We start from the raw sequence: 23,296 nt of genomic DNA, 5'->3' as shown, positions 1-23,296 counted from the left end.
GCAAAGGAGCAATGGCTTGAAAAACTTATTTACACTGACAATAAGTATTGCACTTGCTTACTTTCTTACAGGGTATTTAAGTAATTCTTTGCTGGCGATTGATGGTTATGCGGTTGCAGCGTGGCCGCCTGCAGGTATTGCGCTTGCCAGTATCTTACTGCTTCGAAATCGTGCTCTGCTAGGAGTTTTGCTAGGGGCGTTCTTTGTAAACCTTATTCACCTTGATAAAGTCACTGATATTTTTCACTGGCAAATGATGTTGCAAGCTATTGGTGTGACAAGTGCATCAACATTTCAGGCTTGGCTTGCCTATTACATTATAATTCATGTAGTTAAACGCCCGATTGAGTTATCGTCATTAAAGCAAAGTATGATTGGCTTAATGATAGGTGGCCCTTTGTGTAGCTTGATTGCAGCATCAATTGGCACCGGCTTATTGGTCATTAATAATGTTATTCCTAGTTATGCGGCGCTTAATAATTTTATCGCATGGTGGATTGGCGACAGCATTGGGGTGCTGATTTTCACACCATTAATTTTAGCGGCATTTAGTTACCACCACACTCGTCAACGGCTGCAAATCATTGTGCCGTCGTTATTAATTTATGTGGTTATTTGTGTCAGCTTTTATGGTGCAGCCAGTGTAAAAAAAGACAAAGACTTACAGCGCCAGCAAGCAAAAGTCAGTGCAATTCATACTAATCTTGAACACCAAGTTGATGAAATTAAATCGCATTTATCTTTATTAGCTACTTTTTTTGCTAGTAGTGACATGGTTGATTTTGATGAATTTAAGCGTTTTACAACAAGGCAACTACAATATAGCAAAGAAATCCTTGCCCTTGAGTGGGCACCTAAAGTTATTCACTCACAACTAAATAACTATCAAAGTCTACTGCGTGATGAACTGGGTGCTGATTACTACGTGAAAGAAAAAAATGCTGCAGGACAGTGGCAGCCGGTAAGTAAGCGAGCAGTCTATTTTCCGGTGCAATATATTCATCCATTAGTAGGGAACGAACCAGCGCAAGGCTTTGATTTGGCTTCAAACGAGTTACGTAAACAAGCGTTAACTGACTCTCGGTTAATTAAAAATGTCACCGTCAGTGAGCCTATTACTTTGATGCAAGGTGATGGTAACGAAAAGGGCGTTTTATTCTTTAACCCTGTTTATTCAGACATTAATCATCAGGTCGGCTTTCGGGGTTATGTTGTTGCTGTGGTTAATTTAGAGTTGCTGGCACAAACACTAAATTTTAATCAAAATACTGAGATTGAAACCAGTTTTTTTGATGTTACCGATGGTACTAACCCTGTCGAGATTTACAGCCCACACCGTGTTGGTACAACCGCTATTGCGAGCTTTAATTTTATTATTGGCGAGCGCGTTTGGCAGGTGAAATTATGGGAGTCAGTAGCGCAGTCGTCATGGCTGCCTTATTGGCTAGCGCAAATAGTCGGTATGCTGTTTGTTTGGTTATTGATCACATTTTTGATTTCAGTAACCGGTACTAATATTCAAATTCGTCAGCAAGTAGCGAAACAAACTCAAAGCCTTCGCGAAGAAAAACTAAAAGCCGATAAAGCCAGCCAAATTAAAAGTGAGTTCTTGGCGAATATGAGCCATGAAATACGCACACCTATTAATGGTATAAAAGGTTTGCATTATTTAGCAATGCAAGAGCCTGACTGGCAACAAGCCCGTGGTTATATTGATCAAGCCGATGGTGCATTGAATGTACTATTACGGGTAATCAATGATGTTTTAGATTTTTCTAAAATAGAAGCGGGGCGATTGGAGCTACATCAAGAACCCATCGATGTGAATGCGTTGGTTAATGAACTGACTAACTTATTGCAGTTTGAACTTAATTCCCGTGCTTTAAAGTTTAAGGTTGAGTTTGATGCATCTGCGCACTTATTGATCCACACCGACCCAATTCGTTTAAAACAAGTATTATTAAACCTGTTAAACAATGCGGTGAAGTTCACTCAAGAAGGCACGATTACATTACGTATTTGGCAGCAGGGTAAATTTACTTACTTTAGTGTTATTGATACTGGCATCGGCATCAGTAAAGAGGCGCAGCAGCGCCTGTTTAAACCATTCTCACAAGCCGATAGCTCAACCTCTCGTCGCTTTGGTGGCACAGGTTTAGGCTTGAGTATTTGCCAAAAACTCATTGTTATGATGGGAGGCGAGATAAGCCTCAGTAGCTCTGAGGGGCAAGGTTCAACGTTTACAATTTCGCTGCCATTTGAGTCCCCTCTTGAAGAGGTGATTCATAGCGACGATGAGTTAGCTGATATCGATGTGACAGCTGTTTCATTTGCTGGCGATACAATTCTATTGGTTGAAGATAACCCATTGAATCAACATGTGGCGAGTTCGATTTTAAAAACTAAAGGTTGCCAACCTGATATCGCTAAAGATGGCCACGAGGCTATTAAGATGATCAGTGAAAAAAGCTATGACCTTGTACTCATGGATATTCAAATGCCGAATATGGATGGCTTACAAGCGACTAAGGTTATTCGCAACGAGTTACTGATCACCGATTTACCGATTATTGGCTTATCGGCAAATGCCCACGATGATGATCTTAAGAAAGGTTTAGCCAGTGGTATGAATGGTTATTTAACTAAACCAATTGATGCTGATAAACTTTTTAAAACCTTGTGGCATTTTTTGCATAATGCTAGCGGCCATTAAAGCAGACATTTGACCTCAAAAAAGTAAATAAAATCATCTAAACTTGAAATATCGCCGTGGGTACGTATGATCCGCGCAAATTTACTGAACCTGAGTGCTAATTATGATCAATAACAAACTCCCTTTGCTTGATATTCACCGTCATCTAGATGGTAATGTTCGCCCACAAACGATCTTAGACCTTGGTCGTCAGTTTAATCTTGAATTACCTGCTGACAACATTGAAGCGCTTATTCCGCACGTACAGGTTATCGACCCTGAACCAAATTTAGTGGCATTTTTACAAAAGCTTGATTGGGGTGTAAAAGTACTGGGTGATTACGATGCTTGTCGTCGTATTGCTATCGAAAACGTTGAAGATGCGATTGCCCAAAACCTCGATTACGTTGAGCTTCGTTTTAGTCCATATTATATGGCGCAAAGCCAAGGCTTACACCCGCAAGGAGTTGTCGAAGCGGTGGTTGATGGTGTAAAAAGTGCGTGCCAAAACGCGCCAATTAAAGCTAACTTAATCGGCATCATGTCGCGTACATATGGCACCAAAATCTGTCAGCAAGAGCTTGATGCGCTACTTGCTTTTAAAAATGATTTAGTGGCGGTTGATTTAGCTGGCGATGAAATTGGTTTCCCGGGTGAGCTATTTGTTGATCACTTTAAACAAGTTCATGATGCATACTTAGCTGCCACGATTCATGCCGGTGAAGCACGCGGTAGCGAAAGCATTTGGCAAGCAATTAACGAGCTTGGTGCAACGCGTATTGGTCATGGTGTAAAAGCAATTGAAGATGCTGCACTAATGGATTACTTACGTGATAAGCGCATTGGTATTGAGTCTTGCTTAACCAGTAACATTCAAACCAGTACTGTTGCTGAGCTTGCAAAACACCCGCTAAAAACCTTCTTAGACCATGGTATTTTGGCATCGATTAATACTGATGATCCGGCCGTTGAAGGTATTGAAATAGCGTATGAGTATCAAGTAGCAGCACCTGCGGCAGGGTTAAGCCAAGCCGATATGGAAAAAGCGCAAGCTAATGCGCTTGAAATTGCTTATTTAAGCGATGCAGATAAAGCGGCTTTAAAACAGTTAGCTGCTAATCGTTAAGCAGCTAACTTATACTTGGTGCTCTTGGCATGAAACGTAGTTTTCATATAATGCCTTGAGCACGTCACCTCGGCTGATCATGCCAACAACCTTACCACCCTCGATAACTGGGTAATTCTTTGGCTTACCCGTTTTCATGGCATCAGCCAACTCAATGATATTTTGATCGCTACTCACGGTAACAACATCGGTGCGCATGAGTTGTTTTACCTTTACCACGCCATCGCAGAAATAACTGTTTTGCATGAGCGGTTGCAGCAGCTCTTGTTCTGAAATAAAGCCAACTAAACTTTTGTTGTCATCGAATACAGGTGCGCCTAGTAATTTAAACTTTTGCAGCTCGCTAATCGCGGTGGTCATTTCAGTTTCAGGCGTAATGTGTGGCAACTTACGTTGCATAAAGTCTTGTACTTTTGTATTTAGCATTTGGGTCTCTCCCCATCGTTATTCTAAACAGAGTATGGTCAAGGAAATGCAGTTTGTGAAATCGTTTAGACGGATTAAGGCGATAGGTAAAACAAATAAAAAAGGCATCCAATTGGATGCCTTAAAAATAATCTGTATGAGTTAGTTATTTAATGAATGCAAATGCATCAGCGTACATGTTCTCACGTACCGCACCATGGTTAATAAAATCATCGCGAACCACGCCAATCATGTCGAAGCGGCCTGCCATGTAAATATCGTATGGTTCTAAAGACACGATATCTTCCATAACGGCCTTGTGGACGTAACCGGTTTTGCCAGTCCAGCTTTGCGGCGCATTTTCAACCACTGGAATGTATTGGAAATGTGGGTTGCTGTTTGCCCATGCTTGCATTTCATCATGAGCATAAAGCGCAGCTTGCTCACGAACACCCCAGTAAAATAATACAGGGCGCTCACAGCCAATTTCAGCAAGGTGATCAGCCATTGATTTGGCATAAGAAAAACCAGTACCGCCAGCAAGTAGAATAATTGGGCGCTCACCCTCAACTCGCAGCTGTGATACACCTAAACCCACTTCAACATTAACTTGCTGTTGCTCTGTATGTGCTTGACGTAAATGATCAAGCGCTTGCATTGCATACGAATCAGCACCTGCGGCACCAATATGTAGTTCAATTTGGTCAGTTTGTGAAGGGCGGCTTGCAATAGAAAAGGCACGCTTATCTTTTTCGCCTAATACAAGTTGCATATATTGGCCTGCCTCGAATGACACAGGTTGCTGTGGTTTCAAAATGACCTTATGTACGTGGTCTGTAAGCGGGCTGATCGCAACAACGTCAGCGAGTAATGTTTGCATAGTTTACCTTTATAAGCACAGAAGCAAATTCGGTTATGAATCGCACTCATAACCGTTAAATTTTGAGCAGTTTAACATAGTCACAGCCTAGAGAATATCTAAGCTGTCCCATAATTCATCAACACGTTCTTTGATTTTTGGATCCATAACAATGGGCTCACCCCATTCACGATCTGTTTCGCCTGGCCATTTATTGGTTGCATCCATGCCCATTTTTGAGCCAAGGCCCGAAACTGGCGATGCAAAATCTAAATAATCAATTGGCGTGTTTTCGATCATCGTCGTATCGCGAGCTGGGTCCATACGCGTTGTAATGGCCCAGATCACGTCGTTCCAATCACGTGCGTTTACATCATCATCGCAAACAATCACGAACTTGGTATACATGAATTGACGTAAGAAAGACCACACCCCCATCATCACGCGCTTGGCATGACCTGGGTATTGTTTTTTCATCGTGACCACAGCCATACGATAAGAACAGCCTTCAGGTGGTAGATAAAAATCTACAATTTCAGGGAATTGCTTTTGCAGAATTGGCACGAACACTTCGTTCAATGCAACCCCAAGTACTGCTGGCTCATCTGGTGGACGGCCAGTGTAAGTGCTGTGATAAATTGGGTTTTCACGATGTGTAATGTGAGTGACCGTCATCACCGGAAACTCGTCTACTTCGTTGTAGTAACCTGTGTGGTCGCCATAAGGGCCTTCTGGTGCTGTTTCACCTGGCATAATATAACCTTCAAGCACGAACTCTGCGGTAGCAGGCACTTGTAGGTCATTTGAAACCGATTTAACAACTTCAGTTTTACTACCGCGTAGTAAACCAGCAAATGCATATTCGCTTAGGGTGTCTGGTACTGGTGTTACAGCGCCTAAGATTGTCGCAGGGTCGGCACCTAATGCGACAGATACAGGGTAGGGTTCGCCTGGGTGCTCTTTACACCATTCACGAAAATCTAATGCACCACCGCGGTGCGATAGCCAACGCATAATAATTTTGTTTTTACCCAATAGCTGCTGACGGTAAATGCCTAAGTTTTGGCGCTTTTTATAAGGCCCTTTGGTAACCGTTAGACCCCATGTGATCAAGGGAGCAGCATCACCCGGCCAGCAATGTTGGATAGGCAGCTTAGTTAAGTCAACATCATCGCCTTCAAGTATCACTTGCTGACAAGGCGCTTTTTTTACTTCTTTAGCTGGCATATTCAGTACTTGTTTGAATACTGGGATTTGCCCTAGTGCCTCTTTAATGCCTTTTGGTGGCTCAGGCTCTTTTAGAAAAGCTAATAACTTACCAACTTCGCGCAGTTCACTGACATCATCTTGGCCCATACCCATCGCTACACGTTTGGGCGTACCAAAAAGGTTAGCAAGAACGGGAATGGTGTGACCTTTAGGGTTTTCGAATAACAGAGCAGGGCCTTCTGCACGTAACGTACGGTCGGCAATTTCGGTCATTTCAAGGTAAGGATCAATTTCTTGTTTGATCCGTTTTAACTCACCTTTTTGTTCTAATAACTCGATAAATTCGCGAAGATCTTTGTATTTCATTATAGCCGCTTAAACGCTGAATAAACTGTCGCTATTATACTCAAAACCACTGATTAAGCTAATTTAGCCACGAAAGCTTTTGCTATTACTGGGTTAAGCTACATTGGTACTTTTTACCTCTTAAAATCAGCATGGCTTCATCGCCTTTAGACCAAAACAGCACATTATCGGCACTGTATTTAACCCCAGAGCCGCTTACTTGGCGATTGAGTAAATATTCACTCTCCTTAAATGTCAGTCTGGCTTCCTCATCATTGTACTCAACGATACTGGCGCTGAGGGTCTCATCGCACAGATAGTTGCTCGGTGCACTTTGCTCAGCACATGCGCACAAGGTAACTAAAGCGAGCCCCGAGAGAAGTGGTTTAATCATAGAAACACCTCTATTTTTGAATGAGCTATAAGCCTAACAAAGAAAAATTAACCGTTGGTGAAAATGGCAGGATAAGTTATGTTGATAGTGTATTTAATGGGCAAGGAACCACCATGGCAGGCACAAATTTACTAACCTTACTTGATGATATTACAACACTTTTAGACGACATTGCGACGATGAGTAAAGTCGCAACAAAAAAAACAGCAGGGGTGTTAGGTGATGACCTCGCGCTTAATGCTCAGCAAGTTACAGGGGTAACTGCCGATAGAGAGTTGCCAGTGGTTTGGGCTGTGGCAAAAGGCTCGTTTATCAACAAAGCCATCTTAGTGCCCGCAGCGTTATTGATTAGTGTTTGGTTGCCTTGGTTAATCACTCCGCTGTTAATGGTTGGCGGGCTGTTTTTGTGTTTTGAAGGTGCAGAGAAAATTATCGAAAAGCTGTTTGGTCACGCTCAACAAGAAGATGAAGGTGTGGTTGAACAACAAGACTTACAAGAATACGAAAAGCAAAAAATCAAAGGAGCAATCCGTACTGATTTTATCCTCTCTGCAGAAATTATAGTGATAACGCTAGGTACGGTTGCTGGCGCAACGCTGGTTAATCAAGCTTTAGTGCTCAGTGTAATCGCAATTATTATGACCATTGGCGTGTATGGGTTAGTTGCTGGGATTGTTAAACTTGATGATGCTGGTTTGTATTTACTGCAAAAAGCGCAGCAAAGTGGCGGTAAGTTTAAAGAGCTTGTAGGTAAGTTTTTACTTGCTGCAGCGCCTAAGTTAATGCGCTTTTTAGCCTTTGCAGGAACGGTTGCTATGTTCTTAGTTGGCGGTGGCATATTGGTACATGGGATCCCTGTTTTGCATCACGTCAAGCAAGGTAGCATCGAGTTTGTAACGGATTTAGTTGGCAAAACTGGGGAGTTGGCTACGCCGATTATATTTGATGGTTTATTGGGTGTTTTGGCTGGGGGGATCGTCGTTTTAATGACAATTATCTATAAGAGATTTTTTCGGTAACAATTGTTATTTATAAGTATACTGGTTGGGAGTTATTTGTTACCTTTTATTTTACTCTAAATTTAAAAGGGAATTTTATGTCTAGATTAATCATAATTATATCTTGTTTGCTTATTAGCTTTATTAGTAATGCAAAACCAAAACCTTTACCAATTGAAACCTTCAGTAAAGCTAGCGAGTTTGGAAGTGTGAAGATTTCACCTACTGGTAAATACCTAGCCGTAATGACGCAGCCTAACGGCAAGAATTCTTTAATGATTTTGGATACTGATACATTTAAGGTATTGCATGCGATAAACTTTCCAAAAAATGCTCAAGTCGGCAACTATTACTGGGTGAATGAAGAGCGTATTGTATTAGCTAAAGAGTATCTAAAAGGTTGGAAAGATCATCCTGAATACCATGGTGAGTTGTTTGGTGTAAACGCAGACGGCAGTCAAGGGGAGTATTTGGTTGGTTATCAAGGTGAAAGGCAAACTGGGACGAGAATTAAAAAGGCAACTCCTGTATTAGGGACCTCTTATGTGCTTGACCCATTGGTAGAAAATAAGCGTAAAATGTTGGTTTTAACCATACCATGGACAGCTGCCAAAGAGCCTCACACGATTGTGTATGAAGTAGATGTCTATCGAGGGACAAGAAAAAAGATCACACGTTCACCTTCAAGAATGGCTAGTTTTCTGACTGATCATGAAGGCAACGTAAGAGTATCCGCCTCGACTGATGACTATATTAATCCAAAAATATATATCCGCCCTAAATCTGGTGGTGAGTGGGAAGAGCTCAATTTAAAGGATATTTCGTATAGTGATGTTGGGTTGCATGCTTTTGATAGCACGGATGAATCTGCTTATGTGACGGCTTCTGTTAACGGAGAAGCTAAAGGGCTTTATAAGTTAAATCTTAAAACTAAACAATTTGATCTAATCCATAAAGAAAAAAGTGTTTCACCAAAGCAGGTGTGGGTGGATGAAGTATCAAAAGAACTTTTTGCTGTCGAGCATGAGTTAGGCTACCCAACCTATTCTTTTATAGATAATAACACTAAGAAAAGCCAGCAATTAAAAGCTCTTTTAAGAGTGCTTGAGGGCCAGCAAGTTCAATTAGTCAGCAGTACCGTAAATGGTGATAAGAGCGTCATTTTTGCCTCAAGTGACACTAATCCTGGCAGTTATTACTTATTTGATGCTAAAACTAATAATCTCGGTTTTCTATTCTCATCCAGAAGTTGGATTAAACCTAGTCAAATGGCGATTACAAAGCCTATCAATTTTACAGCACGTGATGGACTAGCTATCTACGGTTACTTAACTATTCCAAATAACGCTGAAGAAAAAAACTTACCATTAGTAGTAATGCCGCATGGGGGTCCTCATGGTCCAAGAGATTGGTGGGGATATGACTCAACAGCTCAGCTTCTTGCGAGTAGAGGAATTGCTGTACTAAAGGTTAACTTTCGTGGCTCAGGTGGCTTTGGACGAAATTTTGAACGTGCCGGCCATCGCAAGTGGGGACAGGAAATACAATACGATATTATAGATGGTGTAAAATATCTTATTTCAAGCGGTATTGCTGATAAAGGTAACATTTGCATTATGGGGGCCAGCTTTGGTGGATATTCCGCGTTACAAAGTGCGATCTTGGAACCTGGTATGTTCCAGTGTGCGATTGGAGTTGTAGGTGTATATGATTTACCACTCATGTTTGATGAGGGAGATGTATCTGAGCGTGATAGCGGGCAACGTTTTCTAAAAGTGGTATTAGGCGAGGATGAAGAGCAACTAAAGCGTTTTTCACCAAGCTACAATATAGAAAAGTTAAAAGCTCCAGTATTAATTTTTCATGGTGGGGAAGATCGAAGGGCGCCTATCGAGCAAGCTGAGTCGTTAGTTTCTGCTTTAAAGAAAGAGAATCATCCCTATATTTATGAGCTATTAGATGATGAAGGTCACGGTTTTTATAAAGAAGAGCAAAGCACTCTTTACTATAAAAAAGTATTGGCTTTTTTAGATGATCATTTAAAGCTTTAATGAAAAGTGCCGGCGAGCAAGCTCGCCGGCAAGGATTTAGCACGGGAACGTAAGCGTGCTAGTGTGCAAGGTCTTCCTTTAAGTTGTACAAACTCAAAAGATGATTCGTTCATTAAGCAATGAAGCCTAGTTGCAATTTAAAACAGAGCAGGAGAGTGACTCTGTTATTGCTAATAAGCATTTATAAAACCAACAAAGTAATATAAATACTGTGCCATACAAAAATGTTATAACATAACAAAAATAAAGTAAATAGCGAGTGTCATATTATTAGGCTGGTTTCTTCTGCGTGATATTTATGGGTAACAGATTATTGAGTATTCAACTTACTACAATCGTAACTCAAGCATAGCTCTGCGAGCTCAACCTTTGCTTTAGGATTCCCTTGTAAGGTGGCTTTGTTGAGCCAGTAAGCTGCTTTTTCGTTATTCACTTCTGTCCCTTGGCCATCGCGATACATCTGACCCAAGTTTAATTGTCCCCATGAATAACCATCTTCCGCAGACAGGGTAAAACTTTTCAACGCTTCCTCGTATAAGCCATCTTTGAAGTAAGTGATCCCCTCCTGATTATGTTTATCGAGCTTAACGCCCGTATATAAAGGCTTAGGTCTAGGCGGGTGCATAACAAAACCACCAAATAAACTATAAAGCTCAGGTCGCATAATCTTATATATGCTGCCTTCATCATAAAGCTGCTGTATTTGTGATTTACTGAAAGTCAGGGTTTTACTAGAAAAGTAATCATCTTGAACTAGCATGCTGGTTCGCATCGCAATCTCGATGTCTTTATTGTACTTGTAAGTGTAGTTAGCAACTCTAAAAGTCATGTTCTTGTCATCCAATTCAACGAGCTGAGCTACTTTTAGGTTGTTAATACGTTTTGGTTTGCCAGTAAACTTATCTGAATAGACAAAATAGGTATCAAACAACTTTGGCTCGTTTAGGTAAGTTTGCTCGTTCTCAGTTTGTTCATTCGCCCCGATTAATGCTTTTGCTAATAGGTAAGCGATGATGAATAGGCCAATAAAGTACTTTATAAACGACGCTAACTCTAAGGCGGGCAATGAATACCAAGGTGCAGGAGTAACATAGCCACAGTCATCACATTGTCTTTGATAATTAATAGAAAGTGGCATGATGGGCAAAATAGTAAAGCGCAAAACTTTACTGTGATTGCTTAAAGAATAATGTTCACTATGGCAATGTGGACACGTTTTTTGTTTTTTATAAAAAACATCAGCGGGTGCGGTATTAAATAGAAGCATCGTTTCTTCCTGAATATTGCTATCAATAAACTAGAACAAATGCAGAGAGTTAGAAAGCACCAAACTGTAAGCAAATATGAATTAAATATGCTGAACAATGTTTTCGTTTAGAGAAACAGCACATTCTCTGCTATGATCCACAGCATCTTCGAGGATGTCCCTCAATTATCAAGTTTGGAATATTACTGTGACCGCTACTGCTTTTTCATCTTTGGCTTTGCCGCAAGAGTTAACCGATAACTTATCAACTTTAGGTTATACGCAAATGACGCCTGTGCAAGCGCAAAGCTTGCCAGTGATCTTGCAAGGCAAAGATATTATTGCCCAAGCTAAAACCGGGTCGGGTAAAACGGCTGCATTTAGTCTAGGTGTGCTGGCTAAGTTAAATGTGAAACGCTTTCGTATTCAGTCTCTCATTTTATGTCCAACCCGAGAATTAGCAGAGCAGGTAGCGGAAGAAGTTCGTAAGCTAGCCCGTGGTATTCATAACATTAAAGTTTTAACCTTATGTGGCGGTGTGTCTATTGGTCCACAAATTGGCTCATTAGAGCATGGTGCGCATATCATTGTTGGCACGCCAGGTCGTGTTGATGACCATATTCGCAAAGGCACATTGCGCTTAAATGATGTTGAAACCTTGGTGTTAGATGAAGCTGATCAAATGCTAGATATGGGTTTCCAAGATACCCTTGATGCTATTGTTGAGAGTATTCCAAATCAACGCCAAACATTATTGTTTAGTGCGACTTATCCAAAATCAATTGCTGCGATAGCTGAGCGAGTGCTTAGCAATCCAGAAATGATTAAGGTTGAAGAAGAGCAAACAAAAAGTACAATAAAGCAATACTTTTATAAGCTAGATAACAACAAACAGCGCTTTAATACATTGAAGCTGTTGTTATTAAAGTTCCAGCCAGAAAGCTGTGTGGTTTTTTGTAACACCAAGGTTGAAACTCAACAGATTTGTGATGACCTTTATGCTGAAGGGTTTAGTGCGGTTGCCTTACACGGTGATTTAGATCAACGTGAACGTGAGCGCACTTTAATTCGCTTTGCTAATAAAAGTGCCTGTATTCTGGTTGCAACGGATGTTGCTGCGCGTGGCTTAGATATCAACGATATGGACATGGTAGTGAACTACCACCTCGCGCATGACCCTCAAACCCATGTACACCGTGTTGGTCGTACTGGTCGAGCAGGTAAAAAGGGTATTGCATGTTCTATTTATGGTGAAGCAGAGCAATTTAAAGTGGCACAAATTGGCGACCACTATGAGCGCGACTTTGACCCTGAACCAATTCCGCCATTTAGCTTGCTCGAAAAGCCTGCTTATAAGCCAACCATGGCGACAATTATGATTGATGCTGGCAAGAAGCAAAAAATTCGTGCCGGTGATATTTTAGGTGCATTAACTGGTAAAGAGGGAATTGCTGGTCATCAGGTAGGTAAAATTAACGTACTTGATAATGTGGCCTTTATTGCTGTTGAGCGAGCAGCTGCAAAACCTGCATTACGCAAATTGACCGAAGGTAATATTAAAAAGCGCAAGATCCGTGCGCGACGTTTGAGTCGGTAATCTGGTTAATTATGAGCAGCTAGCTTTAAGTTGCTCATATTCGAGTTGTATTCTCTTAAACTCAATTGCACAGCCTTGGCGGTCTGGGTGGTGTTTTAACGCTAGTTGTCGCCAACGCTTTTGTAACTGTTTTTCCGAAAAATCAGTAGGTAGCTGCCACGCCTGTTGTAATTGTATTAGCTGCTGCTGAGGTAATGAGTGAATGGCCTTTTTTGGGCTAAATGACGAAAAGCGCTGCCAAAAATCAGTTAACAACGCATCAATTTCATCGCTTGTTGTATCAAAGTTTTGCCAATCTAAATAATAACCCCGTAGCGGGTCATGACTTTCTAATGCGTTACTTGTTTGCTTACTAATAAGTTCAATATGTAAAGAGGCAATCTCTAGCTGTTGCTCTGGCGCAAGTTGTGCTTGCAGTTGATACAAGCCATTCATAACTAAAAAGTTGCGTTTAAACAGATCTTTTTGTGGGTCTGCGTCTAATGATTCTATTTTTCCAGATTCACTAAGTGCGCTGGCAAGCGTATGAACCTTCCAAACAGGCTGTTCCAAAAGGAGGTAAAAAATCTCATCAATCAGTGGGTTAACCATTGTTCGCAAGCCTGACTTTGGTGTAATCTAAATGTGTGTACGCTATCACAGCTAAACAATTGAAACTACAAAGTTGCTCTGAGATAAATATTTAGCATTATAAAATTAGCATAAAAAGCCAAGTATAAGATTAGGGATATTAAATATATGCTCGCACCTACACGTTTAAGCATACTTTGTTCAGCGTTTTTTTGCTGTTTTTTCGTTATGCCCTTCAATTTGGCTGCAAATTCATTATTTGAGCAATTCACACAACAAGAACAGTGGGAAGATAAGCATCAACTAGGGTTACAGTTAATTTCAGAAGGTTCACTGAGTAATGAGCAAACTCTTGATGTTTATATGCAATTAGCCGATTTAGCATTAGAGAAAGACTTATTTTCTAAAGCAATTGAAAATTACCAAAAAGTTGAGTTATCTACATCATTTGATACCAATCCGGAGCGTTTCTTTCGTGCAATAAAAATGCAAGGAGTGACCTACTATTATCAAGGTTTGATGCAACAGGCGCTAATAGCGTACTTAAAAGCGATACCTTTTGCTGAAAAAATGCCTGACCCACTAGCTAAAGCCAATTTAATGAGCAATATTGGTCTCGCTTATTTTGATATGTTTAATTTGAATCAAGCTTTAAATTACTACAAACAGGCCAAAGATATTTATGAGCAACATGGTAGTGAGCAAGATAAAGCTGATATTTTGCATAACATTGCCGGAATATATATTCGACTTTCAAGTTACGAAGTTGCTCTTGAAATGTACAGAGAAACATTAAATATATTCCAAAGTTTAGGTGATATGGATGGTGTCGCTCAATCCTATGGAAATATGGGGGTAGCTTATTCTGAGCTTGGGCAGTATCAACTCTCTTTGCATTATTATCAGCGTGCTTTGCGCTATTATCAAGAAACAAATAACGCCTATTTCTTGTCTTCTCGCCATGGCAACATTGCTAATGTTTATTTGCGCACCGGTGATTTAGAGCTTGCCTTAAGCCATGCCGAAAAAGCAATTGAGTTTGCAAAAAAAATTGACAACAAAGCCTTAGAGTTGGCCGGCGTGTTGTCACAAGCAAAAATTGAATTGTTACAGAATAAATTAACAAAAGCTGAATCCACTTTAACTACTTCAGTACAGATGGCAAAGGAGTACAAAGACGATTTACGTGTTCAAGATGGTATGGGAATGATGGCTTTAATTAAAGCAGGTCAAGGTGATTTTGCTACAGCCGTTGCGAATTTTGATAAGTTTGTTCGTTCATTTAACTCGGTTCAAAATGCCAAATTATTAAAGTCGATGGGAGAGTTACAAAGCCAGATACAAGCAACTCAGCTCAATCAAGAAATAATCGAACTAAAGCAACGTCAACAAGTACAAGATCTCGAAATGTCCAAACAACGACAGTTGGGCATTATGCTATTCATCTTATTCGTTATGCTGGTGGTAACAGGTATTACTGTATACCGTCGTAGTATTGAAAAAGGCGCTAAAGAGCAGCTTTCTTTAATGGTGGCAAAACGAACAAAAGAACTTGAAGAAACAGCAGAAAAATTGCGCAGAGCTAACGAAATAAAGAGTCAATTTTTAGCAAATATTAGTCACGAAATTCGTACGCCGCTAACTGCAATTTTAGGGCAAACAGATAATTTAATTAATGGTTATTATAAACCAGAGCACTTAAATGATGAACTTGCTGTTATCCAAAAACAAAGTGATCATTTAAAAGAGCTAATAAATGACGTGCTAGATATCAGTAAAATTGAAGCTAACAAGCTAGAGCTTAGCCTAAAAGAGGGGGATTTAGTTCGGTTGCTTACAGATGTCCATTCTATGCTTAGTGGTCAGGCTAAAGATAAAGGGTTGAACTTTGCATTTCATAATGAACTTGGTGAGCAATATTATAGCTTGCTCGACTTTACCCGCATTAAACAAATCCTTATTAACCTGTGTGCAAATGCAATTAAGTTTACAAACCAAGGCGAAGTTGAGTTAAAGGTTTCGCGTGTTGAGCAAGGTGTGTGGTTTTATGTTACCGACACTGGTATTGGCATGAATGCCGAGCAACTGAAGCAAATATTTGACTGCTTTAGCCAAGGTGACAATAGTATTAGTCGCCGTTTCGGTGGTACTGGACTTGGATTAAGTTTATCGCAACAGCTTGCAATGATGATGGGTGGTTATATAAGTGTTGAAAGTGAGCTGAACCAAGGTAGCGTGTTCTCATTTTACTTACCTTGTAAAGAGTATATACCAAGCTCTGACATCATTGAGCCTGCAAAACTCGAACAACATGCTGCCAATGGCTTATCTGGCAAAGTGCTGCTAGCTGAAGATCATCCAGATAACCGCCGTTTAATTTCTCGCTATTTAGAATCTATGGGACTTGAAGTGATTGCTGTAGAAAATGGTGAGCAAGCCGTTGAGCAGTGTTTAAAGGAGTTTCCCGATGTTGTGTTGCTTGATATTCAGATGCCAGTGCTTGATGGTTTAAGTGCGCTTAAACTATTACATGAATGTGGGTTTACACAGCCCGTATATGCGTTAACGGCTAATGCTATTAGTCACGAAATCGACGGTTATCTTCAAGCGGGATTTACAGGTTATCTTGCTAAGCCAATTGATAAAAAGGTGTTTTACACGCAACTTGCTAAGCATTGTAAGAAGGACGCCGTTACAATTAAGTCTCAGCATGATATGAGCGACTTAGTCGCAAGTTTTATTGCAAGTTTCGAGCACGAAAGCGCCTTAATACAACAACACTTTGCTGCTGATAAATACTTCGATTTGCAGCAGGATGCGCACCGCATTGGTGGTGCTGCAAAAATGTTTGCGTTAGATGAGGTGGCAGTGAGTGCAATGGCGCTTGAGTCTGCACTAAAACAGCAAAAATTATCAGACTTAACTAGCCTAGTTGCTCAGTTGCTTGAGCAGCTACATTGTGCTGCTGTAAGTCAAAATAACTCAATCTCTCCATCTTGATGATTTTTAGAAGAGTCGCTAGTTTGGATACGATCGCGATTTATACGCTGATTAGTATCGATATCTGGGTGAGCAATATGAAACAAAGACAGTTTGTCATCTATAGCGTGAGCTAAGCTAACTAAATCCTTACTGGACACAGCTTGAATTTGCGAACTTGAAAGTGCGTCTGAGTTTAATTCTACCATTGCATCAATACTAGCCTGGGCTTCGTCAGACATAGTACTTTGTATTGCGACTTGCTCATGAACGCCCTCTGAGTAGTTGCTGATAGCTAACATAGCCTGCTCTATTTTATTTGTTTCTTTTGTCGTTGCATCAGATAACTGTACTGTATTTTCAGCTTCCTTGAGAGCTGTTTGCATCAGTTGATTTGCAAGTTTGGTGCTGTGTTGAATTTTAGCTACCATTTCACGCACTTCTTGGGTCGATTTACTCGTTCGTGCAGCTAAGTTTCTTACTTCATCTGCGACAACTGCAAAGCCTCGACCTTGCTCACCAGCGCGGGCTGCTTCAATTGCCGCGTTTAATGCCAAGAGGTTGGTTTGATCTGCGATGCCATTTATTACATCAATAATTGAGCCTATGGCATCACTGTCTTGTTTCAGTAATAAAATTTGTTCGCTTGTGAGATTTATATTATCAGCAAGTTTAATAAGGCTTGCTTGGCTTTTATCTGAATCAGAACGAGTTTGTTGAACTGATTCTGTCGCAGCCAAAACCGATTGAAAGATTTCTTTCAAGCTATGCTCAAGCTTTCTTGACACTTCAATCGTTCGATTTATTGTATTGGCTAAATCAATTCCATGTGCATTTTGTATTGTGGCTTTCTGAGTCATTGAGGCATAGGTGTCTCGCAAAGCATCTGCCATAGGAAGAAGCCGCGCAGATGAAGCTGAAACTTCACTAAGTAAATGCTCGACCATGGTTAGACTTGCATTTAATGCGTGACAGACCTCAGGTAATTGGCTGTCACTTTCATTAAACCGAAAAGTGAAGTCGATGCCATCTTTCGTTGTTATACAAGATACAAAATATTTAAGGTAGTCCTTTTGTTTGTCATTATCTTTATGTAGATAAATGATTAATAGCGACCAAGGAATGACTGAAACTAAGCCAAAAATGACTATTTCTTTCATAGATGAGTTGAAAATGATAAAGCTGGTAATACTGCCAATTAAGCTAACTACAAATAGAATAATTGCAATTTTTAAATGCGACATAGAGGATCCTTACCTTTATATCTAATCATTTATAGAACAATTATTCTTCAAATACCAATAAACTTATTCTGTAAAAGTATAACTTTTAAAGTGTTATGTCCTTAGTTTTACGCAAAAAAAATGCCTGTATTAAACAGGCATTTTTTAAAAACTTAGTAATCGTTACTGTCGTTTCATTGAGTCAAAGAATTCATCATTGGTTTTGCTCATCGAAAGCTTATCAATTAAGAATTCCATTGCGTCAATTTCTGACATCTCATGAACGATCTTACGTAAGATCCACATCTTCTGTAGTTCATCAGGTTTAGTAAGTAACTCTTCGCGACGCGTACCTGAGCGGTTAAAGTCAATCGCTGGGAATACACGCTTTTCGGCAATCTTACGATTTAAGTGTAATTCCATGTTACCTGTACCTTTGAACTCTTCGTAGATAACTTCGTCCATCTTCGAACCAGTATCGATAAGAGCCGTTGCGATAATTGTTAAGCTACCGCCTTCTTCTACGTTACGAGCTGCACCAAAGAAACGCTTTGGTTTGTGTAATGCGTTTGCATCAACACCACCGGTTAATACCTTACCTGATGATGGGATCACCGTATTGTAGGCACGAGCAAGACGTGTGATTGAATCAAGTAAGATAACCACGTCTTTTTTATGCTCAACAAGGCGTTTTGCTTTTTCAATTACCATCTCGGCAACTTGAACGTGACGACTCGCTGGTTCATCGAACGTTGAGGCAACTACTTCACCTTTTACAAGGCGCTGCATCTCTGTAACTTCCTCTGGACGTTCGTCGATAAGAAGAACCATCAGTTCACAATCAGGCTGGTTGTAGCTGATCGATTGCGCAATGTTTTGCAGTAGCATGGTTTTACCCGCTTTCGGCGGAGCAACGATAAGCGCACGTTGACCTTTACCAATTGGAGAGGCTAAATCAAGTACACGTGCTGTGATGTCTTCAGTGCTACCGTTACCACGCTCCATACGTAAACGTTCGTTTGCGTGTAGTGGGGTAAGGTTTTCAAATAGGATTTTTGTGCGAGAGTTTTCAGGTTTGTCGAAGTTTACTTCATTTACTTTTAATAGTGCGAAGTAACGTTCGCCGTCTTTAGGTGGACGAATAAGGCCTGAAATTGAGTCACCAGTACGCATGCTGAATCGACGGATTTGACTCGGTGATACATAAATATCATCTGGGCCGGCTAAGTAAGATGCTTCTGATGATCTTAAGAAACCAAAACCATCTTGTAAGATCTCTAGTACACCGCCGCCATAGATGTTTTCACCGCTTTTAGCGTGCGCTTTAAGGATGGCGAAAATGATGTCTTGTTTTCTTAAACGGGCTACGTTTTCGAGCCCCATGGACTCAGCTAAGTTTACAAGCTCTTTTATAGACTTGTCTTTTAATTCGCGTAAATGCATATTGGTGGGTTCTTTATTACAATTGTCATACTCAAAATCATCGTTTGATACATGAGTGAGGTTTGTTGGTATAACTAAGGATTAGTTGGCTTTATAAACTAGCAGGTCACTAGCAAGGCGTCCAGTCTTTAAACAAAATAAAGCTAAAAAAAGGGCAAAAAGCCCTTTTTTTATATTTTCATTAGATGTTGTTTTCTAAAAACTCTACTAATTGAGTCTTAGAAAGAGCACCAACTTTAGTTGCTGCAACTTGGCCATCTTTGAAAAGAAGTAATGTAGGGATACCACGGATACCGAACTTTGGTGGTGTGCCTGCATTCTGGTCGATGTTAAGTTTACCAACGGTAACTCGGCCATCAAACTCGCCAGCTACTTCGTCAAGAATAGGGGCGATCATTTTACAAGGTCCGCACCATTCAGCCCAAAAATCAACAAGTACAGGTTTGTCTGATTGTAGTACGTCAGCTTCAAAGCTATCGTCAGTTAATTGAATAATTTTCTCGCTCATTGCGATCTCCGATTAGTTAGGCGAAATATTTAATGCGTATTTAAACACTCTTGTTTCTTATTGCAAGTTTAAACGTTATGCTTAAACGCTATGACTAAGACACATTTGACCGATAAAAAGTTTTCAGACTTTGCTATCGCACCGGAAGTGGTTGCCGGTTTAACCGAAAATGGGTTTGAATATTGCACACCCATTCAAGCAAAATGCCTACCTTTTATTTGTGAAGGCCGCGATATTGCGGGCCAAGCACAAACAGGTACGGGCAAAACGTTGGCGTTTTTAACCGCCACGTGCCATCGGTTATTACAATCTAGCAAAGCATCTAGTAAACATCCAAGAGCCCTGATCATGGCCCCAACAAGGGAGCTGGCGATTCAGATACACAAAGATGCAAAAATTTTAGCGCCACACTGTAATCTTAACTTAGGATTAGTATATGGTGGCGAAGATTACGAAAAACAACGTGCACAACTAGAAAAAGGCGTTGATATTTTAATTGGGACTACTGGACGCCTTATCGATTTATACAAGCAGGGCTGTTATACCCTCAATGAAATCGAGGTTGTAGTGCTTGATGAAGCAGATCGTATGTTCGATTTAGGCTTTATAAAAGATATTCGTTATATGTTTAGACGTATGCCAGAAACGTCTGAGCGATTAAACCTATTATTCTCTGCAACCTTGTCATATCGTGTGCAGGAATTAGCGTTTGAACATATGACTAACCCTGAGCACGTACAAGTCGAGCCTGATGTAAAAACAGGTAAGCGTATTCAAGAAGAGCTATTCCATCCATCGCAAGATGACAAAATTAAGTTACTGTTAACTTTAATTGAAGAAGAATGGCCAGATAAAGCGATTGTGTTTGCAAATACGAAACACAGTTGTGAGAATGTTTATGCATGGATGAAAGCCGATGGTCACCGAGTTGGTTTATTAACCGGTGATGTAAACCAGAAAAAGCGTCAATCAATTTTGGCTCAATTTACCAAAGGCGATTTAGACTTTTTAGTAGCAACAGACGTTGCAGCTCGTGGTTTGCATATCCCAGAAGTAAGTCATGTATTTAATTTTGATTTGCCAGATGATTGTGAAGACTATGTACACCGTATTGGTCGTACCGGACGTGCAGGTGCATCAGGACACGCTATTAGCTTTGCCTGTGAACAGTATGCCTATAATCTCCACGAAATTGAGCAATATATAGAACACAGCATTCCATTATCACATTATGATAAAAGTGCATTGCTTGATGATTTAACTAAGCCTACTATTCAGAAAAAGCGGAACTATTCTACAGGCCCACGTAATCGTAATAACAACGGACGTCGACCAAATAATAGTTACCAGAAATCGCGGTCGTGATAAACGACCGTTATTGAAGACTTAGTAGTAACTAGAGGTTTTTGAACGGTGGGGCAACTTCAACCGCAAAAAAATGTGTATGCAGTAATCGACTTAGGATCAAATAGCTTTCATATGCTGATCGCTAAATCGATTGCTGGCGGTCTGCAAACGATCGGTCGAGTAAAACGTAAAGTAAGGCTTGCTGCAGGGCTTGATGAAAACAACGTCCTTAGCACTGAAGCCATGCAACGAGGTTGGGAATGCCTAGCCTTGTTTGCTGAACGTCTACAAGACATACCAAAGAAAAACATCACAATTGTTGCGACCGCAACTTTACGTCTTGCTACTAATGCTGATGTATTCAAGCATAAAGCTGAACAGATCCTTGGTCATAAAATCAATGTCATCAGCGGTGAGTTAGAAGCTAAGACAATCTATAAAGGCGTGGCGCACACCTCTGCTTGTAGCGGTAAACAACTGGTTATCGATATTGGCGGAGCCAGTACCGAAGTTGTTATCGGTCAGGGTTTTGATGCACTGCATTATAAAAGCCTACACATGGGCTGTGTTACCTTCCTAGAACGCTACTTCAAAGATCAAAAGCTCAGTAACGAAAACTTTGCTGCTGCAATTAAAGCTGCAAGTGAAGTGGTTGCAGAAATTGTCGATGAATACCAAGCAACCGGATGGCAAATTGCGAGCGGTGCGTCAGGCACAGTGCAAGCGATCCAAGAAATCATGGTTGCACAAAACCAAGATGAGCTTTTAACGCTTGATAAACTTCTCGCTATTAAAGAGCAATCAGTACAATTTGACACTATTGCTGATCTTGAGCTTGCAGGTTTGAGCGAAGAGCGCCGTTTAGTGTTTGTTTCTGGCCTCGCTATTTTGATCGCATTGTTTGAATCGTTAGATATAAAACAAATGGGTCTTGCTCGCGGCGCATTACGCGAAGGTGTTTTATACAGCATGGTGCCAGAGCTTCATAACCACGACATTCGAAAACGAACTGTTGATGGCTTAATGAATCGCTATCATGTTGATCAAAAACAAGCGTGCCGTGTTGCGCAACTAGCAGAGCAATTGGCAAAAAGCGTCATGGGGCAATGGCAGTCAATCGATGATAACGCAATCGCATTATTAAGAACGGTTGCAAAACTGCACGAGATTGGCTTACTGATAGAGTATAAGCTTTATCATAAACACACAGCTTACATTATAGAAAACACAGATATGCCAGGATTCTCACAATCTGAGCATAAACTGATCACAGCTGTTGCTAATGAGCATCGTGCTGATCTTGTTAAAAACAGCTTTGCTCACTTAGGTTGTCATCAAGTGCTCGCAGAATGTTTAACAAGAGTTGTTCGGATCGCCGTGATCTTATCAATGCGTCGCCAAGATGATGTACTGCCAGCAATAGATCTTAGTGTTAATGAAAACACCCTCACACTGACATTTGATGGCGATTGGTTAAAATATCACCCATTAATGGCCAGTGAACTACAACTAGAGTCCAAGCTACAAGCAAAAGTAGGTTGGAAGCTTATAGTAAAATAACGTTAAAAGGCCCTTTGGGGCCTTTTTTAGTGCTATTTTTACGCGTTTCGTTCGTATTTTGCGCGAACAGTCATTTTTTTCATAAAAACTTCAAAAAACAGTTGATCTCAATTCGGATCTCCCTATAATGCGCATCCACCGACACGGCGGACTGCTTACAAAAAAGCAAAACGACGAGTTGGTTGAGTCAAGTAAGACTGAGTTTTGAAAAAATAAACTTTTCTCAAAATTAAGTGTTGACAAAAATAACGGCTTGCGTAGAATGCACAGCCCTTGAGACGCAAAAGTATCTCAAATGTTCTTTAACAATATAAAGCAATCATCTGTGTGGGCACTCGTACAGATTGAGTTCTAACAGCGAAGCTTAGTTTACTAAGTGACGCAAACAAATTTAGAGTCTCAAATGTAACTGAGTGACTATATAGTCAATTCGTTTTGATTTTACTTTTTTAAAAAGTAGAAACAAACAATCAGAATTCATTGAGCATGGTTTGAAGTTTACTTCAAACAAAAAACTTTTAATTGAAGAGTTTGATCATGGCTCAGATTGAACGCTGGCGGCAGGCCTAACACATGCAAGTCGAGCGGAAACGAAGAGGTGCTTGCACCTCTGGCGTCGAGCGGCGGACGGGTGAGTAATGCTTGGGAATATGCCTTATGGTGGGGGACAACAGTTGGAAACGACTGCTAATACCGCATGATGTCTACGGACCAAAGTGGGGGACCTTCGGGCCTCACGCCATA

Annotated in this window: 17 protein-coding genes and 1 rRNA gene; 9 read left to right on the top strand and 9 right to left on the bottom strand. The window is 40.6% G+C overall.

Features of this window, described 5'->3' with window-relative positions:
* Positions 1-16 precede the first annotated feature (16 nt).
* Together L1266_RS14075 and add are read left to right on the top strand one after the other, a co-directional pair.
* Entirely contained in the window at positions 17-2,713 is a 2,697-nt protein-coding gene (locus L1266_RS14075) for a CHASE domain-containing protein (RefSeq protein WP_199529889.1), read from the top strand.
* Between the two features lie 103 nt (positions 2,714-2,816).
* Entirely contained in the window at positions 2,817-3,818 is a 1,002-nt protein-coding gene (gene add, locus L1266_RS14070) for an adenosine deaminase (protein ID WP_054554668.1), read from the top strand.
* A gap of 9 nt (positions 3,819-3,827) precedes the next feature.
* Here the strand turns inward: add and L1266_RS14065 are convergent, their stop codons facing one another.
* From L1266_RS14065 to L1266_RS14050, 4 genes are all read right to left on the bottom strand, one after another.
* Positions 3,828-4,244: a CBS domain-containing protein gene (locus L1266_RS14065; RefSeq protein WP_054554669.1), complete on the bottom strand. Its 417-nt coding sequence runs from the start codon at positions 4,242-4,244 to the stop codon at positions 3,828-3,830.
* 145 nt (positions 4,245-4,389) lie between these two features.
* Positions 4,390-5,103, bottom strand: coding sequence for an NAD(P)H-flavin reductase (fre, locus tag L1266_RS14060; protein ID WP_138598968.1), 714 nt, complete (start codon positions 5,101-5,103; stop codon positions 4,390-4,392).
* 87 nt (positions 5,104-5,190) lie between these two features.
* The gene (ubiD, locus tag L1266_RS14055; protein ID WP_054554671.1) at positions 5,191-6,657 is read right to left on the bottom strand and encodes a 4-hydroxy-3-polyprenylbenzoate decarboxylase; all 1,467 of its coding nucleotides are present in this window, start codon (positions 6,655-6,657) and stop codon (positions 5,191-5,193) included.
* A gap of 85 nt (positions 6,658-6,742) precedes the next feature.
* Positions 6,743-7,030: an MliC family protein gene (locus L1266_RS14050; protein ID WP_054554672.1), complete on the bottom strand. Its 288-nt coding sequence runs from the start codon at positions 7,028-7,030 to the stop codon at positions 6,743-6,745.
* A 113-nt stretch (positions 7,031-7,143) separates the two neighbouring features.
* Between L1266_RS14050 and L1266_RS14045 the strand changes: the two genes are divergently transcribed.
* Together L1266_RS14045 and L1266_RS14040 are read left to right on the top strand one after the other, a co-directional pair.
* Complete coding sequence (locus L1266_RS14045; RefSeq protein WP_199529891.1) at positions 7,144-8,049, top strand: DUF808 domain-containing protein; 906 nt, start codon at positions 7,144-7,146, stop codon at positions 8,047-8,049.
* 77 nt (positions 8,050-8,126) lie between these two features.
* A complete protein-coding gene (locus tag L1266_RS14040; RefSeq protein ID WP_235377745.1) occupies positions 8,127-10,079 on the top strand; it encodes an alpha/beta hydrolase family protein in 1,953 nt (650 codons plus the stop codon).
* Between the two features lie 310 nt (positions 10,080-10,389).
* On the opposite strand, the gene L1266_RS14035 is transcribed toward L1266_RS14040, so the two are convergent.
* Positions 10,390-11,346: a tetratricopeptide repeat protein gene (locus L1266_RS14035; RefSeq protein ID WP_138598971.1), complete on the bottom strand. Its 957-nt coding sequence runs from the start codon at positions 11,344-11,346 to the stop codon at positions 10,390-10,392.
* Between the two features lie 187 nt (positions 11,347-11,533).
* Here L1266_RS14035 and dbpA point away from each other — a divergent pair, with 187 nt between their 5' ends.
* Positions 11,534-12,922: an ATP-dependent RNA helicase DbpA gene (dbpA, locus tag L1266_RS14030; RefSeq protein WP_054554675.1), complete on the top strand. Its 1,389-nt coding sequence runs from the start codon at positions 11,534-11,536 to the stop codon at positions 12,920-12,922.
* Positions 12,923-12,931: 9 nt separating this feature from the next.
* On the opposite strand, the gene L1266_RS14025 is transcribed toward dbpA, so the two are convergent.
* Positions 12,932-13,513 (bottom strand): DNA-J related domain-containing protein, encoded by a 582-nt coding sequence (locus L1266_RS14025; protein WP_166341463.1) that lies wholly within the window; start codon positions 13,511-13,513, stop codon positions 12,932-12,934.
* Between the two features lie 219 nt (positions 13,514-13,732).
* Between L1266_RS14025 and L1266_RS14020 the strand changes: the two genes are divergently transcribed.
* Positions 13,733-16,492: a tetratricopeptide repeat protein gene (locus L1266_RS14020; RefSeq protein WP_235373333.1), complete on the top strand. Its 2,760-nt coding sequence runs from the start codon at positions 13,733-13,735 to the stop codon at positions 16,490-16,492.
* Here the strand turns inward: L1266_RS14020 and L1266_RS22425 are convergent.
* The 3 genes from L1266_RS22425 to trxA form a co-directional block, all read right to left on the bottom strand.
* Complete coding sequence (locus L1266_RS22425) at positions 16,465-17,715, bottom strand: methyl-accepting chemotaxis protein (protein ID WP_328260457.1); 1,251 nt, start codon at positions 17,713-17,715, stop codon at positions 16,465-16,467. The genes L1266_RS14020 and L1266_RS22425 overlap by 28 nt on opposite strands.
* 162 nt (positions 17,716-17,877) lie before the next feature.
* Positions 17,878-19,137 (bottom strand): transcription termination factor Rho, encoded by a 1,260-nt coding sequence (gene rho / locus L1266_RS14010; RefSeq protein WP_054554678.1) that lies wholly within the window; start codon positions 19,135-19,137, stop codon positions 17,878-17,880.
* A gap of 181 nt (positions 19,138-19,318) precedes the next feature.
* Positions 19,319-19,645 carry a thioredoxin TrxA gene (gene trxA / locus L1266_RS14005; RefSeq protein WP_054554679.1) on the bottom strand — a complete coding sequence of 109 codons (327 nt, stop codon included), beginning with the start codon at positions 19,643-19,645 and terminating at the stop codon, positions 19,319-19,321.
* Between the two features lie 90 nt (positions 19,646-19,735).
* Here trxA and rhlB point away from each other — a divergent pair, with 90 nt between their 5' ends.
* The 3 genes from rhlB to L1266_RS13990 form a co-directional block, all read left to right on the top strand.
* Positions 19,736-21,010: an ATP-dependent RNA helicase RhlB gene (gene rhlB / locus L1266_RS14000; RefSeq protein ID WP_054554680.1), complete on the top strand. Its 1,275-nt coding sequence runs from the start codon at positions 19,736-19,738 to the stop codon at positions 21,008-21,010.
* 48 nt (positions 21,011-21,058) lie between these two features.
* Entirely contained in the window at positions 21,059-22,552 is a 1,494-nt protein-coding gene (gene gppA / locus L1266_RS13995; RefSeq protein ID WP_199529894.1) for a guanosine-5'-triphosphate,3'-diphosphate diphosphatase, read from the top strand.
* A gap of 519 nt (positions 22,553-23,071) precedes the next feature.
* A 16S ribosomal RNA gene (locus L1266_RS13990) occupies positions 23,072-23,296 on the top strand; the annotation flags it as partial.

Source organism: Pseudoalteromonas sp. Cn5-37 (assembly GCF_021532495.1).
GTDB classification, from domain to species: domain Bacteria; phylum Pseudomonadota; class Gammaproteobacteria; order Enterobacterales; family Alteromonadaceae; genus Pseudoalteromonas; species Pseudoalteromonas simplex.
This window is presented reverse-complemented; position numbering and strand designations above follow the sequence as displayed.

Excerpts from the sequence above, each read along its gene's own strand:
- add (WP_054554668.1), top strand. The coding sequence starts at position 2,817 with ATGATCAATAACAAACTCCCTTTGCTTGATATTCACCGTCATCTAGAT.
- L1266_RS14065 (WP_054554669.1), bottom strand. The coding sequence starts at position 4,244 with ATGCTAAATACAAAAGTACAAGACTTTATGCAACGTAAGTTGCCACAC.
- fre (WP_138598968.1), bottom strand. The coding sequence starts at position 5,103 with ATGCAAACATTACTCGCTGACGTTGTTGCGATCAGCCCGCTTACAGAC.
- ubiD (WP_054554671.1), bottom strand. The coding sequence starts at position 6,657 with ATGAAATACAAAGATCTTCGCGAATTTATCGAGTTATTAGAACAAAAA.
- L1266_RS14050 (WP_054554672.1), bottom strand. The coding sequence starts at position 7,030 with ATGATTAAACCACTTCTCTCGGGGCTCGCTTTAGTTACCTTGTGCGCA.
- L1266_RS14045 (WP_199529891.1), top strand. The coding sequence starts at position 7,144 with ATGGCAGGCACAAATTTACTAACCTTACTTGATGATATTACAACACTT.
- L1266_RS14040 (WP_235377745.1), top strand. The coding sequence starts at position 8,127 with ATGTCTAGATTAATCATAATTATATCTTGTTTGCTTATTAGCTTTATT.
- L1266_RS14035 (WP_138598971.1), bottom strand. The coding sequence starts at position 11,346 with ATGCTTCTATTTAATACCGCACCCGCTGATGTTTTTTATAAAAAACAA.
- L1266_RS14025 (WP_166341463.1), bottom strand. The coding sequence starts at position 13,513 with ATGGTTAACCCACTGATTGATGAGATTTTTTACCTCCTTTTGGAACAG.
- L1266_RS22425 (WP_328260457.1), bottom strand. The coding sequence starts at position 17,715 with ATGTCGCATTTAAAAATTGCAATTATTCTATTTGTAGTTAGCTTAATT.
- rho (WP_054554678.1), bottom strand. The coding sequence starts at position 19,137 with ATGCATTTACGCGAATTAAAAGACAAGTCTATAAAAGAGCTTGTAAAC.
- trxA (WP_054554679.1), bottom strand. The coding sequence starts at position 19,645 with ATGAGCGAGAAAATTATTCAATTAACTGACGATAGCTTTGAAGCTGAC.
- rhlB (WP_054554680.1), top strand. The coding sequence starts at position 19,736 with ATGACTAAGACACATTTGACCGATAAAAAGTTTTCAGACTTTGCTATC.